17 protein-coding genes are annotated in these 13,101 nt (G+C 45.9%); 8 read left to right on the top strand and 9 right to left on the bottom strand.

Annotated elements, in window-relative coordinates:
* The 4 genes from N5P32_RS12920 to N5P32_RS12905 all read right to left on the bottom strand — a co-directional run.
* Positions 1-450: ABC transporter transmembrane domain-containing protein (locus tag N5P32_RS12920; RefSeq protein ID WP_409371105.1), on the bottom strand; the 450-nt coding region annotated here is incomplete at its 3' end.
* A complete protein-coding gene (locus N5P32_RS12915) occupies positions 438-707 on the bottom strand; it encodes a hypothetical protein (RefSeq protein WP_265729450.1) in 270 nt (89 codons plus the stop codon). The genes N5P32_RS12915 and N5P32_RS12920, both read right to left, overlap by 13 nt.
* 108 nt (positions 708-815) lie before the next feature.
* Positions 816-1,937, bottom strand: coding sequence for a methyl-accepting chemotaxis protein (locus N5P32_RS12910; RefSeq protein WP_322783871.1), 1,122 nt, complete (start codon positions 1,935-1,937; stop codon positions 816-818).
* Entirely contained in the window at positions 1,909-2,382 is a 474-nt protein-coding gene (locus tag N5P32_RS12905; RefSeq protein ID WP_265729449.1) for a hypothetical protein, read from the bottom strand. Before N5P32_RS12905 ends, N5P32_RS12910 begins: the two co-directional genes overlap by 29 nt.
* Before the next feature lie 335 nt (positions 2,383-2,717).
* Here N5P32_RS12905 and N5P32_RS12900 point away from each other — a divergent pair, with 335 nt between their 5' ends.
* Together N5P32_RS12900 and N5P32_RS12895 are read left to right on the top strand one after the other, a co-directional pair.
* Entirely contained in the window at positions 2,718-3,368 is a 651-nt protein-coding gene (locus N5P32_RS12900; RefSeq protein ID WP_265729448.1) for a 2OG-Fe dioxygenase family protein, read from the top strand.
* A 261-nt stretch (positions 3,369-3,629) separates the two neighbouring features.
* A complete protein-coding gene (locus tag N5P32_RS12895) occupies positions 3,630-4,508 on the top strand; it encodes a response regulator (protein ID WP_265729447.1) in 879 nt (292 codons plus the stop codon).
* Between the two features lie 191 nt (positions 4,509-4,699).
* Here N5P32_RS12895 and N5P32_RS12890 read toward each other — a convergent pair whose 3' ends face one another.
* Positions 4,700-4,834: a hypothetical protein gene (locus N5P32_RS12890; RefSeq protein ID WP_265729446.1), complete on the bottom strand. Its 135-nt coding sequence runs from the start codon at positions 4,832-4,834 to the stop codon at positions 4,700-4,702.
* Between the two features lie 155 nt (positions 4,835-4,989).
* On the opposite strand from N5P32_RS12890, the gene N5P32_RS12885 reads away from it, so the two are divergent.
* The 3 genes from N5P32_RS12885 to N5P32_RS12875 are packed head-to-tail and all read left to right on the top strand — an operon-like array spanning position 4,990 to position 8,010.
* Positions 4,990-5,997, top strand: coding sequence for a serine/threonine protein kinase (locus N5P32_RS12885; RefSeq protein ID WP_265729445.1), 1,008 nt, complete (start codon positions 4,990-4,992; stop codon positions 5,995-5,997).
* A complete protein-coding gene (locus N5P32_RS12880) occupies positions 5,994-7,772 on the top strand; it encodes a RecQ family ATP-dependent DNA helicase (protein ID WP_265729444.1) in 1,779 nt (592 codons plus the stop codon). Before N5P32_RS12885 ends, N5P32_RS12880 begins: the two co-directional genes overlap by 4 nt.
* Entirely contained in the window at positions 7,735-8,010 is a 276-nt protein-coding gene (locus N5P32_RS12875; protein ID WP_265729443.1) for a hypothetical protein, read from the top strand. Before N5P32_RS12880 ends, N5P32_RS12875 begins: the two co-directional genes overlap by 38 nt.
* Here the strand turns inward: N5P32_RS12875 and N5P32_RS12870 are convergent.
* From N5P32_RS12870 to N5P32_RS12855, 4 genes are all read right to left on the bottom strand, one after another.
* A complete protein-coding gene (locus N5P32_RS12870) occupies positions 7,985-8,392 on the bottom strand; it encodes a VOC family protein (protein ID WP_265729442.1) in 408 nt (135 codons plus the stop codon). The two genes, N5P32_RS12875 and N5P32_RS12870, sit on opposite strands and share 26 nt — an antisense overlap.
* Before the next feature lie 87 nt (positions 8,393-8,479).
* The gene (locus N5P32_RS12865) at positions 8,480-8,749 is read right to left on the bottom strand and encodes a GIY-YIG nuclease family protein (protein WP_265729441.1); all 270 of its coding nucleotides are present in this window, start codon (positions 8,747-8,749) and stop codon (positions 8,480-8,482) included.
* Between the two features lie 76 nt (positions 8,750-8,825).
* Positions 8,826-9,449, bottom strand: a complete 624-nt coding sequence (locus N5P32_RS12860) for a LysE family translocator (protein WP_265729440.1) — start codon at positions 9,447-9,449, stop codon at positions 8,826-8,828.
* Positions 9,446-9,652 carry a DUF1127 domain-containing protein gene (locus N5P32_RS12855; RefSeq protein WP_265729439.1) on the bottom strand — a complete coding sequence of 69 codons (207 nt, stop codon included), beginning with the start codon at positions 9,650-9,652 and terminating at the stop codon, positions 9,446-9,448. Before N5P32_RS12855 ends, N5P32_RS12860 begins: the two co-directional genes overlap by 4 nt.
* A gap of 251 nt (positions 9,653-9,903) precedes the next feature.
* Here N5P32_RS12855 and N5P32_RS12850 point away from each other — a divergent pair, with 251 nt between their 5' ends.
* The 3 genes from N5P32_RS12850 to N5P32_RS12840 all read left to right on the top strand — a co-directional run.
* Complete coding sequence (locus N5P32_RS12850; protein ID WP_265729438.1) at positions 9,904-11,304, top strand: aminotransferase-like domain-containing protein; 1,401 nt, start codon at positions 9,904-9,906, stop codon at positions 11,302-11,304.
* Positions 11,305-11,500: 196 nt separating this feature from the next.
* Positions 11,501-12,877: a TolC family protein gene (locus tag N5P32_RS12845; protein ID WP_265729437.1), complete on the top strand. Its 1,377-nt coding sequence runs from the start codon at positions 11,501-11,503 to the stop codon at positions 12,875-12,877.
* The coding region (locus N5P32_RS12840; protein ID WP_265729436.1) for a hypothetical protein at positions 12,877-13,101 on the top strand (225 nt) is incomplete at its 3' end. The genes N5P32_RS12845 and N5P32_RS12840, both read left to right, overlap by 1 nt.

Genomic DNA, 13,101 nt, shown 5'->3' with positions numbered 1-13,101 from the left:
AAAAGCGCGATCTACTGTGGCAGAAAAACGCTGTGCATCGTGCTTTTCATGAGTAAAAGCTTGCACGACTTTTATGTGACGCAGCGCTTGTGATAAATAGCGCCCGACATTAGCCACTTCATCTTGGCTATCACGTGAGAGTCGGCGTACTCGTCGTCCAAAATACACCACAGGCACAATGACAAAAGGCACACAAGTCAGCAAAATAAGCGTGAGTTTAAAATGCATTACCAATAAGAATAAGATCCCACCCACTAGCATCAAACTGCTGCGCAAAGCGATCGATAAAGAAGAACCAATCACGCTTTGTAACAGTGTGGTATCGGATGTGATGCGAGATTGTATTTCGCTGGGAGAATTGTCTTCGAAGAAAGAGGGAGATAAGGTCAGCAGATGCGCAAACACCGCTTGGCGAATATCCGCCACCACGCGCTCACCTATCCATGACACCAGATAAAGCGGCAGAAGCTGCCAATGCCCAACAAAAAAACCAAACCAATGAATATCATCAAGGCCTGAGTCAGACCGGCTTCAGAACCCGATGCCAAACCACGGTCAATCAGAAATTGAACGCCCTTACCCAAGCTAAGCATAGTGCCAGCGGTCACCACCAAAGCAATCAAAGCCAAAACCATTTGGCGTCGATAAGGACGTAAAAAAGGTAAGAGTGTCTTTATTCCGCTTTCCGCACTGTCCGATTCATTCATTCGTCACAACCACCATAAAGAAATAATGATCGTCACTATAGCGCATCTGAGGACTCAGAACTGAGCAAATACCAAGTACAGATAACTCACCTTGATTCACACTGTATTTTAGGAAACCGACTTAAATCCCATACGGAAACCACCCCAATGTTGTCCATTAACATAGATAGGCACAGAAAGATCATGGAGAATCTCCCCTGTATCGCGTTTATAGGTCTGCAGTAAAAAGCTGTCCGTATGCGCACCACAACGACGGCCTGTCGCGTCGTTGAAAATACGCTTACTGCGGTTGTTCACCAAATCTTTTTCATAGTCGCCACTTAACGGCTGACTGAATTTTTTATTGTGCGTTGGAAAGTAACCATTCACGTCGACGGCGCCCGCAAACATCACTTGGTCGTATTTTTCCAGAACCGCTTCCTGAATGACAGGAAAAGCACGGTCACTAAACGCATCATAAGCGGTGCTGAACTTCTGTGGGTTGGTATTGCGGATTGGTTGATAATCACGAGAAAACACCGCCTGCTTAGTCAATTCGCCTTTCTCAATCGCGGTTTCAAAAACTTGCCCTATCGCCAGTGCCGAGGCTTTGGCTTCTGCCAGCAGCTCAGAGAAAAATAATGACTGATCGACTTTGTCTAACTCTCTGAACACCACTTCTGCGCCATTACTCAGCCCAGCGGCTTCTTTCGATAAACGATCACTGCGCTCGGAAATATCGTTAAGAGAACCACTGATACGTGAAATTGAGCCATTTATTTGCGTACTGGTTGCGCCCAGTGCCTCCCCCGCACTTTCTACCTCTGACAGCACTTGTGAAGCATGTCGTACCTCTTCCGTCAGTGAAATAAAGCGCTGAGTTTCTCCTAACAATGTACTCGATAAGGACTCAGTAAGGGATTTTAACGCCGACATTTCATGATGCGTCAACTGGCTATTACGGCGCACATCCGCCAGTAAACTGGAAATTTGCTCAGAGGCATCCGCACTTTTGGCCGCCAATGCGCGCACTTCGTCCGCGACGACCGCAAAACCTCGACCTTGCTCACCAGCCCTAGCCGCTTCAATGGCCGCATTCAAGGCCAACAGATTCGTCTGTTCAGAAACTGCTTTAATCACGGCCGTGATGCTATCGATATCATCAGCACTTTTGGTTAACAAGGCCAACTGCTCACTGGCCGTTTGCACCTTACCTGTTAGCTCATGTATTTGATCCGCGCTCTGTGTCAATGCACTTTGAGCTGTGTGGCTCGGACTGTGCCGTTTCCGTCATGGTATGCGCCAACTGCCCCAAATTTGTCGACAGAGTGAGCCCCGTTTCTGACAGCATTTCTACCGCTTTTGAAATTTGCTGGCTATCATCGCGCGTTAAGTGAATGTCTTGCATAAGGGTATCCACGAAATGAGAGACCTCAGCCGCCCCCATGGCCATTTTAGACGTCGCATGGGTCACACTTTTGCTCACGTCTGTCAAAGCAGAAGACATGTGTTCTGAGCCGTTTTCAACGTCTTGATTGGCCGACTTCACGTTGCTAAGCCGCCAATGCAGTACGAGCAAACACCCACTGAGTAAGATCCCCGCCAGCGCAAAATAAGGCGACACCGAGCCTTGCAAATAGCCCGAAATAAACAACACCAAAAGCCCTAAAACAGCGCAAAACTGGAAATACACCATCGCCTTTCCCTTCCTATAATTTTTATTTTTCTAGTGTTTAACGGCATCCCTGTCAGGTCAACACAAAACGAAAAGCCTAAGACTAAAGTCGTAACAGAGACAAAAACCAATAACACCTTTCGTACCAACGTTCATGCAGTCCACGAAACTGAATAAATTATTCCCAAAATACAAAACAATAGAATTTTTTATTCTCTATAACGCTTTTTCCGCACATAAATAGCAAAGTTTTTCTCATAAATTCCAACTACACTAGAAAAACGCTCACGAAGCGACATAAAAATAACAACCGCGTTGCGCACAATCTGCCAACGACGACAATGAGGATAAACGCCATGATCAACAACAAATTTGACTCCGAGCCTTTCTTTCTAGAACTTGGGCAACTTAATTCTGACAGTGTTAGTCATCTCGCGCCTTCTTTTGATCGTTTGCCTCCCAACCCCTACGCCGACGGCGCGTTTCGTTTGCGTCGCTATTCTCGCTTTACGGTTGAACAAGGCGCTCTTCATCGTCTTCCAACGCAAGCTTTCGTACAGGATGAAAGCATCAACCATTTCCAAGGAAATGTGGTGCGCCAATACGAAGAAATAGACGGCAATACCGTATCGGATCCAGCATTCATCGAGCTGTTTCAATATTTTCAGAAGATGGCCAGTGTGAGTGATGGCACACCAATTGAAGTGCATCAATTACGAATTTTTGCCGATCATAAAAGCGCAGAAGTGGCACCAGAAGGCGTCCACCAAGATGGCTTCGACCGAATTGGTATTTACGTTATGCAGCGCCATAACATTCAAGGTGGCAACATCAACGTACATTTAGGAAAAAACAGTCCGGCTTTGATCAGCCATGACTTTGATAAAGGCGAATTTGTAGTTCTAAACGACCGGAAGTTTTTCCACAGTGCGCAACCCATTCAACCGATTAATGGCGACCAAGGTTATATGGACATTTTTGTCTTAACCGCCAATTTACTTCATTAATCGATCCGTTGCATCGCGATTAACTGATTCACACTCCCCGTTTTTCATTCACCATAAAAGCGGGGAGTATTCAAAAATGACACGTTCTATAATCTCTATTTCTTATACAAAACAACATCTATTTGATATTTAAAGAAATATTAGCCTTTCCTTAAATAGAAAAGTTTGCCCGATAAATTAGCCTTAGTGTTTTCATTTTCCTCATGCTATAAACATACACATACAGAATGAATTGTAACCATGTGACGTAAGGATGTAGCGTTGTCGGATGTAATGGCATTGAGTAGTGAAAGCACCCAAAATATCCCCCAAGAATTGATTGATACTTCACAGAAACGCGTGTTAATCATTGAAGATCTGGGTGAAATGAGGCTCATGTTAAAGTCTTACATGACGTCTCTTGGCTACGCGAACATAGATGTCGAACCTTCTGGTCAATCCGCCATAAAACGCATATTAGAAAAGCAATACGATGTCGTGTTATCCGACTACAACCTCGGCGGCAGCATTGATGGACAACAAATTCTAGAAACCTCTCGTAAAAACCATTCACAAGACCATTCCACCATCTTTATTATGATAACGGCCGACACGGCCTATGAAAGCGTGGTCAATGTTCTCGAATATCAGCCAGACAGTTATTTAGTCAAACCGTTTCCGCCTGCGGCATTTTTTCGACGTTTTGATCGCGTTCAAAAACAAAAGAAAACCTTTGAAAGCATTAATGCCGCGCGTAAAAATCAAGATTTTGAAGGCATGGAATCACAGGCCAAAGCCATCATGGCGCAATACCCAAATTTGGCCAGTGAATGCCTAAAAATCATTGGTGAATCGCTTTATGCCCGTGGCCGCTATAAAGACGCCAAAAATCACTACATGTTGATCGTTCTAAAAAACAAAAACTTAGCCTGGGCGCACTACGGCATTGCCCTTTGTGAATTAAAACTTGGCGCAGTTGCTGCTGCAATCACAAAACTAGAACAAACCATCCGTTTGAGTCGGCATTTTTTATCCGCTTACGATCTGCTGGCCGACGCTCACGAAGACCAAGGAAATTTAAACGACGCGCAAACCATTTTGAGCAAAGTACTGGAAGTCTCCCCCGGTCGAGCGAACGAGCCATCCGACTCGCGCAAATAAGCATTCAGTTAAATGACTGGGCAACCGCTGAACAAGCCTATTCCCGCGTCATCCGACTGACCCGTGAAACCAATTACGAAAAAGTAGAACATTATTACGAATACTTAAAATGCTTAACCAATCTCATGTCGAGTGGCGCTGACAATTCAAAATGGGCCGATAAATTTAAACGCACGCTGATACGACTTCGCTCATTTGGCAAAACAAACCCCGCCGCCATCTCGAATTCCTTCCGTATTGAAATCCAGCAATATTTGGCTCGCGATCATCTGGGTGAAGCCATCAAGTCGTGGAAACAATGGAATCGCCTGATTAAATCTGGTCATGCGTCGGCGCTTTCTTCTGCACAAAAACACACGCTCAAAAAGCGCCTTGGCTTGCTATAATAGCGACACATCGTTAAGGTCATCGACCATTTTCCAATAGAGCAATCTTGCTAACAGGTTGCTTCTCTATTTTCACCATACCAAAGAGCTTCATTATGACGGCAACCCATTCGTTTTCGACTCTTGTTCCTGACGTCATTTTAGATGCCGTAGAATCGACCGGTTTGTGGAGTGATTCACGTATTTATCCATTAAACAGCTACGAAAACCGTGTGTACCAAATTGGTATCGAAGACAGCACGCCGGTTATTGCGAAATTTTACCGCCCAGAGCGCTGGAGCGAAGCGCAAATTCGAGAAGAGCATCACGCGTTATTGGCACTAAAAGCCAAGGGCATTCCGGTGGTGGCACCGTTGGAATTTAAGGGTGACAGCTTACTGAATCACAACGGCATGTATTTTTGCTTGTACCCTCGCCTGGTCGGTCAACACCCAGAAGCCGACAATTTAGACCAGCTTTACCAACTTGGCGAACTGATTGGGCAAGTACATCAAGGCCTGTCTGAAACGCATTTTGAAGAACGTTTGCGTGTTTCACCTTTGAAGCAAATGGACACTGCTGCGAACCAAATCCTGACGGGAAGTACATTGCTTGGTAACACCGAACTTCCAAAGGCATTGCAGCTGCCTGAAAAGCTCAAGCCACTGTACAAGAAACAAGTGGCTACGCTTAGAACACTCAGTGAAACTCGAATCAATGCATATTGGCCAGCCCAATTACGCCCTATTCATGGTGACAGTCATCGCAGCAATCTCATGCTACACAATGGTCAATTTCATTTATTGGATTTCGATGACTGTCAAAGTGGCATAGCTGTTCAAGATTTGTGGCTACACATAACCCAAACGGAAAACCCGCGACAACAACTGAGTGAGATTATTGAAGGTTACGAAACCTACCAAGCGTTCGATACTCGCGAGCTGGATTTGATTGATGTGTTTAAAAGCGTACGAGTCATCAGTTATGCGGCGTGGCTACAAAGCCGCTGGCATGACCCTGCGTTTGTAAAAGCATTTGGTTGGTTTGGCTCAGAAGATTACTGGATCAACCACCTAAATGAGCTTAAAAGCTGTGAATTAGAGTGGGGGAATATTTCACGATGATGCCTCTAGAACAGACTCTGCGTTCTCAGTTCGGCTTTGATGCTTTTCGAGAAGGACAAAAACAGACCATTGAACAGCTATTGTCCGGCCACTCTTCATTGGCGGTTTTCCCTACAGGATCGGGCAAATCCCTGTGTTATCAGTTCACAGCAACGCAATTGCCTAACTTAACGCTGGTGATATCGCCTTTAATTGCGCTCATGCACGATCAGCTGTCATTTTTAGCCTCGAAAGGAATCCCTGCGGCGTGTTTAGACTCCAGCCAAAGCAAAGAAGAAAGTCAGGCTGTCATGTCCGGTGTCCAAGACGGATCGATTAAAATTTTAATGATCTCCGTTGAACGCTTCAAAAACGAACGCTTTCGACGCTTTATTAAACACATTGCTATTTCCATGTTAGTTGTGGATGAGGCGCACTGCATTTCGGAATGGGGACACAATTTCAGACCGGATTATTTGAAACTGCCCTCTTACCAACAGGAACTCGCCATTCCGTTGGTGTTATTACTGACCGCCACAGCCACTCGTCGTGTTCAACGAGACATGGCGCAGAAGTTTGCCATTCATCCTGAACACATCACTCAAACTGGCTTTTACCGTCATAATTTGGACATAGAGCTTATCTCCATTCCAAGCGATGTAAATCCGTACGAAGAAAAGCTGAACCAGTTAAAAACCACATTAGACGATACTCAAGGGGCAAGCATTGTGTACGTCACACAGCAAAAAACGGCGGAGGATGTGGCGCGCGCTTTACAAGCCGACGGCTATTCTGCCATGGCGTATCATGCGGGGCTGGACAGCGACACACGAAGCGCAATTCAAGCCCGTTTTATGAACGACAAAGACACAACCAGCCAAACGCGTATTATTGTCGCAACCATTGCGTTTGGCATGGGCATTGATAAATCCGACATTCGCTTGGTCGTGCATTTTGATCTGCCCAAATCCATAGAAAACTACAGCCAAGAAATCGGCCGAGCAGGACGCGATAATCAACCCAGTCGCTGCGTATTATTGGCCAGCTTAGAAGGCTTAAGCACATTAGAAAACTTTGTTTATGGTGATACACCTGAACCGCAAGATATCGACAGACTTCTCAAAAGCATCACAGAACAAACAACTCACGCTCCGGTTCACTATGATGCTTCCAATGCGATATGGGAAACGCAGCCGTATGCTTTATCCAACCTGACAAACATTCGTTCGCTGCCGCTAAAAACACTGCTCGTACAACTGGAGCTTTTGAACGTGATCACGCCAAAATACACCTACTACGCCGAAGTTCGTGTTAAGTGGGAAGGCGACCGCACAGCGTTCGCAAATCGCATTCCAACTGAATGGCAAGCGGCGTACCAAGCGATTTTAAAGGGCATTCAATATAAGAAAATCTGGGGAACGCCCGATTTTGACGCACTGTTTAACGACGCGGGATTATCACGAGGTGAGGTGTTAAACATCTTGGAATTCGCTGCCGACCACCATGTTTTGACCCTAGAAAGCAAAGGGTTAACGGACGTATATCAAGTCCACACAGAGCATTTTCATCATCAAACATTAGCAAACCAACTGCATCAATATACCGAAGAAAAACAAAACGCAGAAATTGAACGTATCGCCACCATGATACGTTTTTTTCAATTAGATCGTTGTTTGAATCACAATTTGGCACGCTATTTTGGTGATCAAAACGCCCCCGAACACTGTGGGCATTGCTCAGTCTGTCGAGGAAAAACCATTGACCTTTGCCCAATCTCATACCGCTTCAGAAGCTGAATCGAACGATTGGAAAAATAGACTAGCGGAATATTGCGCTGAATTTATTCAACACGTTCAAACCAAAAGCCCTATGACAGACATTACCCCGGTGCTAATCACTCGTTTTTTAACGGGACTTACCCAACCTATTTTTACTAAGGTAAAAGCGAGACAGTTACAGGGCTTTGGGGTATACGAAGAAAAACGCTATTTGGCTGTAAAAGGCGCGGTTACTCAGTGTCTGTCTCATCGCTAGCGGAGTCGTTTTTTGTGTCATACACGCTGATTTCAATGAGGTTATTGTCAGGGTCATTAAAATAGACAGATTGGATAGGGCCTTGCGCACCAGACTTGCTCACAGGTCCTTCTAAAATGGCGACTTTATTGGCTTTTAGATGTGCGATTACATCGTCAAGCGGCCAATCGGAAATGAGACACACATCCCCCGCCCCTTCCATGGCGTGATTGCGCAACTCTTGCCCAAGCAACTGGAAATTGATTTTTTGTTGACCAAACTGCACGGCTTTTCGTCCATTCGCAAAGGTAACCGACTTCAGTTTCAGAACAGTCTCGTAAAACACAACAGCCCTGTCTATGTCCGCTACGGTTAATACGATGTGGTCAATGTGACTAATCATAGCTCCTTGCCTCCCATTGCAAGCCATTACCCAGTAGGTGACATGCTACGAATGATTCCCCCGAAAAACAAGCACAGATCGGCGACTTTATTCATTGGGATGGTTACGCAAAGACTGCAGCTCCATGCTCCCTTCAATCAAACTTTGCTTCTGACGACGATTGAGCTTTTTGACTTGATATTCCAACACCAACGCATCCCCTTTAGAGCCAACAACCTCAGACCAAACCAGCTCCAACGGGCCTTTTCCGCGAAGGTAACGGGCCCCTCGTTTACTGCTTCCTGAGTGCTCCGAAAAGCGCCGATTCACATCGGTGCTTATGCCGGTATACAGCGTATTCATTCGCGTCTTTATCATATAAAGACTCCATACGCTGTTTTTGGGTGTGGCGCTTTTTTCCAGCGTGTCTGTCACCGTTACTCCCTACCCATCACTAATGTCCCACGATTAACAACAAGGTCGACGCCGTCGCCAATCCCATGACCAAATTAAAACCACGTTGGCGTTTTTCGTCGGTGAGCCACTGGCGTATTTTGATACCCGCCCAAGCCCACATCGAAATAGCAGGAAAGCCAACCGCCGCGAACAAAACAATAATCCAAAAACCAGACAGCACATACAGATCCCCAGCGATGGCAAAGGTGCTCACACAACCAATTGCCATCATCCACGCTTTGGGATTCACATATTGAAACAGCAACGCTTGCCACCAGCGCATCGGAGCCGAAGCGGATTTCTTGCGACCGGACGTTTTATTGTCCAATGACCCTACAGGTGCACTGCCAATTTTCCATGCTAGCCACAATAAATACGCACAACCCAGCCACTTCAGCACACTGTATAAAGGCGGATACAAGGTAAATAGAGCACCAAGACCAAGCAAGGTAGACAAGAGTAAACTCGCCACGCCTAAGACAATGCCCAACATATGCGGCAAGGTTCTACGAAAACCAAACTGCGCCCCAGAAGCCAACAACATAATATTATTCGGACCGGGCGTCACTGATGTCACAAAAGCAAACATAGCCAACGCCAAGAAAAATGACACATCGATCATAACGTCCTTCCTTTCTGTTTCATCAATAATACAACATCACACCACAACCCTTTTATAGTGGCACGGGAAATCTCTTCATATTGGCGTTCTTTGGTCATGCCAATGTCGTTTAATTGCTGAATGGTTAAGCGTGCCAATTTTCGGCGAGTTTGAAAACGTTCCACACTTTGTTGAATACACACAAATAAACTAATTACTAACATGACCTTCTCCTTATTTATCCGTCGATTTACACCCAACGCAGTCTGATGAAACAGCGCTTTGTGTATGAGTAAATACTTTAGAAGAAGTAAAACAAACAATACAGATTCAGAAACTCGCTTCATGATTCATACAGATTGCGAATATTGCATCTGTATGGGATAACAAACCCATAACTGTATGGTTAATTCCTATTTGAAACACCATACTATCAATACAGATTACTTTTTAGCGACAGGATTCAATTCACGCCATGACACTTTATCAAAATCTTGCAAACCGTTTACGCGAGCACATAGAACACGATTTTTATAAAGCAGGTGATAAACTGCCTTCGGTCAGACAGCTTGCACAGGAGCATGGCGTGAGCATTTCGACCGTGCAAGAAGCCTATCGACAACTGGAACAAGAGTTCTTGGTTGAAGCAAGACCTAAGTCGGGCTACTTTGTCTGTGCTCGTAAGAAAGACAATCTCCCCAGCATTTCAAGACCGCCACAGCGTCCTTTAGAAGTCTCTCAATGGGAAGAAGTGCTCAACATGCTGATGAATCGCAGCGGCAATAAAGGCGTGCAGTTGCAACATGCAATGCCCGACATGAAAGCCCCAACATTGAAGCCTTTGTTGAAAACCTTGTCCGATCTTACGAAACAAAAACCTGAACTCGGACTGGGCTACGCCGATATTCGCGGTTCGGAAGAATTACGGACTCAACTTTGTCGTCTTACCGTTGCGTCAGGGTGCCAGCTTCATCCAGACGATTTAGTGGTCACCTCAGGCTGCCAAGAAGCGCTATCTGTCTGCCTTCGTGCGGTAACAGAACCCGGTGACATTATTGCCATTGAATCGCCCAGTTTTTATGGGTCCATGCAGGCCATAAAAGCCGCTAACCTAAAAGCGATGGAAATCCCAACTCACCCTGAAACAGGCATTAGTTTAGAAGCACTAGAACTGGCATTGGATCAATGGCCGATAAAAGCCATTTTTGTCACACCAACCTGCAACAACCCAATGGGTTATAGCATGCCAGACGACAAAAAAGAGCAACTCTATCGATTGGCTCAAAGTTACGACATTGCCATCATTGAAGACGATATTTACGGTGACATTTCTTATCAATTCCCTCGCCCGAAAACCATCAAATCGTTTGATGAAGATGGCCGTGTCTTGCTGTGTTCATCGTTTTCTAAAACGATTGCCCCTGGTATGCGAGTTGGTTGGATTGCCCCTGGTCGCTACCGAGACAAGGTCACCCACGTAAAGTACGTCAGCAGCTCTATGTGCCCTGTGTTACCCCAACTGGCCATCGCTAAATTCATTCGCCTTGGTGGTTACGCAAAACACATACGCCAAATGAGACAAAACTACGAACAACAGCGAGACCACTTACTCAAGGCCATCAAAACCTATTTTCCCAGCGACACAAGAGTCAGCTACCCTGCCGGCAGCTTTATTTTGTGGGTGGAACTCACCCCCAATATCGACAGTGTGGCCTTAGTAGAACGCTGTCGCGAAGAAGGTGTAGGGTTTGCACCCGGTCCATTATTTTCAGCTACGGGAAAATATCGCAATTGTTTCCGACTGAATTTCAGCGAACAAAGCAAAGAAAAAGAGAATGGGCCATCAAAACCTTGGCCGCGATTTTGCTTGGTTTAGAACAACGTACCAAGACGGGATAATAAAGACCGTTTTAGCCCCTTAATGTGTAAAGCGCCGATGAAATGTAAAGAAACGAAAATACACTTAATGCCTTAAACCAAAAACGCAATAATTCAAAAATCGCGCTCACCAAAAAATCAAATGTAGCGTATAAATACGACTCGAATCGGACCTTGTTATCAGGACACATTGAATGCTAAAACGGTCTTTTTTACCTCCCACATTACTCTGTCTAAGCCTGTTGCTAACAGCTTGCAGTGCGTCACAAGAACGTGAAAACTACGCAGACTTAGCGCAAAGCGAACTCGACACGGTGAGCAAATCGAAAACCTCTCAATGGCAGACTATGGATAACGTTGCTCCCGCAAGCTACTTAACCGATCTCATCCAAGATGCCCAATTAGACAACCTCATCACCAACGCATTGCAAGCCAACCCCAGTTTGCAAAAAACACAACTCACCTTACAGGCCAGCTTGTGGAGCATAAAAAGTCAACACGGCGATTCTCTCCCTAGTGTCGAAGCGGGGTTCTCTGGCAGTAAGTCCGAGGGCAGTGACACCAGCTACAAAGCCAGCCTAAGCATCAGTTGGGAAGCCGATTTGTGGCAAAAACTGGCACAGTCCGAACAAGCCGCCGCCAAATCACTGGCCAGCGACGAAGCGCTGTACCAAGCCAGCCGAGACACTCTCGTGGCCAACGTCATTAAAACGTGGCTTGCAATCACCGCAAAGCAACACGCCATCGAAATCGAACAAAAGCGACTTGCGCTGTTAGAAGCCAACGAAAAGCTCATTCTCAAACGCTTTAAAAATGGCCTTGGCACGTTAGAAGAAATGGACGAATCACGTACCTCGACTTCTCAATCCAAAGCCGATTTGATCGAGTACAAAGAAGACCTTGCCATCGAAATACGCAATTTGCAGCTTTATCTGGGTGAAACCTCCCTACCGAGCTTTGTGACCAACGCACAATATCCCGCTGTTAGCCTGAGTCTGCATGACTTTCCCCAACAAAACTTACAACGCCGCCCTGACCTGAAAGCCGCGTATTTAGCGATTGAAGCCGCCGACTTAAGCACATCGGTCGCCTATAAAGACATGCTTCCCAGCATCAGCTTAAGCGCCACGCTGAGCGAATCCGCAGCCTCACCAAGTGCGGCCTTGTTTGGCTCTCCTATCTGGTCTTTGCTCGCTCAAATCACCCAACCTCTTTACCAAGGTGGTCAGCTCAAAGCCGCAGCAGAAATAGCCAAACTGGAAACCGCTCAAGCTTATCAAGATTATCGAGACACTCTACTTACCGCGGTCAATGAAGTGGAAAATACCTTGGGACAAGAGCGAGTGTTATCGCAACAGGTACGCCACATAACCGAGGCCTTAGCCAGCTCACAAAAGAACCTCAAACAGTACGAGAAAAAATACCGTACCGGTTTAGTCGAATTAAACGACCTAATCAGTGCGCAAACCACCGCGTTTGATTTAGAAGCGCAATTAGACGACTTAATTTATCAGCACCTATCAAACAGAGTCGATTTAGGGCTCGCACTCGGTCTTGGAGTAAAATCTTAATGAAACATCTTTCACAATGGATCACGTTATTATTGGCTGGTGCTGCAATAGCTGGCGTGTACGTTTATGTGACCGGCGCCATCGAAGCACAAAAAAACAGAGTGCAAACACCGCGGCCCGCGACACCGGAACAAGCCATCGAAATTTCAACCATGACCACCAACACAGGCAGCTATTCTGCCACCATCAAAGCGTCGGGAATTGTGAAAACACGTTACGACACA

It is taken from the genome of Marinomonas pontica, from assembly GCF_026191375.1.
Classification (GTDB): Bacteria; Pseudomonadota; Gammaproteobacteria; order Pseudomonadales; family Marinomonadaceae; genus Marinomonas; species Marinomonas pontica.
Note: the sequence above shows the minus strand (reverse complement) of the source record. Positions and strands in the feature narration are given on the sequence as shown.

What these genes read in the sequence shown, in the direction of transcription:
- N5P32_RS12845 (WP_265729437.1), top strand. Translation starts at nt 11,501, where the DNA reads ATGCTAAAACGGTCTTTTTTACCTCCCACATTACTCTGTCTAAGCCTG.
- N5P32_RS12890 (WP_265729446.1), bottom strand. Translation starts at nt 4,834, where the DNA reads ATGACCAGATTTAATCAGGCGATTCCATTGTTTCCACGACTTGATGGC.
- N5P32_RS12915 (WP_265729450.1), bottom strand. Translation starts at nt 707, where the DNA reads ATGAATGAATCGGACAGTGCGGAAAGCGGAATAAAGACACTCTTACCT.
- N5P32_RS12880 (WP_265729444.1), top strand. Translation starts at nt 5,994, where the DNA reads ATGATGCCTCTAGAACAGACTCTGCGTTCTCAGTTCGGCTTTGATGCT.
- N5P32_RS12850 (WP_265729438.1), top strand. Translation starts at nt 9,904, where the DNA reads ATGACACTTTATCAAAATCTTGCAAACCGTTTACGCGAGCACATAGAA.
- N5P32_RS12900 (WP_265729448.1), top strand. Translation starts at nt 2,718, where the DNA reads ATGATCAACAACAAATTTGACTCCGAGCCTTTCTTTCTAGAACTTGGG.
- N5P32_RS12885 (WP_265729445.1), top strand. Translation starts at nt 4,990, where the DNA reads ATGACGGCAACCCATTCGTTTTCGACTCTTGTTCCTGACGTCATTTTA.
- N5P32_RS12860 (WP_265729440.1), bottom strand. Translation starts at nt 9,449, where the DNA reads ATGATCGATGTGTCATTTTTCTTGGCGTTGGCTATGTTTGCTTTTGTG.
- N5P32_RS12870 (WP_265729442.1), bottom strand. Translation starts at nt 8,392, where the DNA reads ATGATTAGTCACATTGACCACATCGTATTAACCGTAGCGGACATAGAC.
- N5P32_RS12855 (WP_265729439.1), bottom strand. Translation starts at nt 9,652, where the DNA reads ATGTTAGTAATTAGTTTATTTGTGTGTATTCAACAAAGTGTGGAACGT.
- N5P32_RS12905 (WP_265729449.1), bottom strand. Translation starts at nt 2,382, where the DNA reads ATGGTGTATTTCCAGTTTTGCGCTGTTTTAGGGCTTTTGGTGTTGTTT.
- N5P32_RS12865 (WP_265729441.1), bottom strand. Translation starts at nt 8,749, where the DNA reads ATGATAAAGACGCGAATGAATACGCTGTATACCGGCATAAGCACCGAT.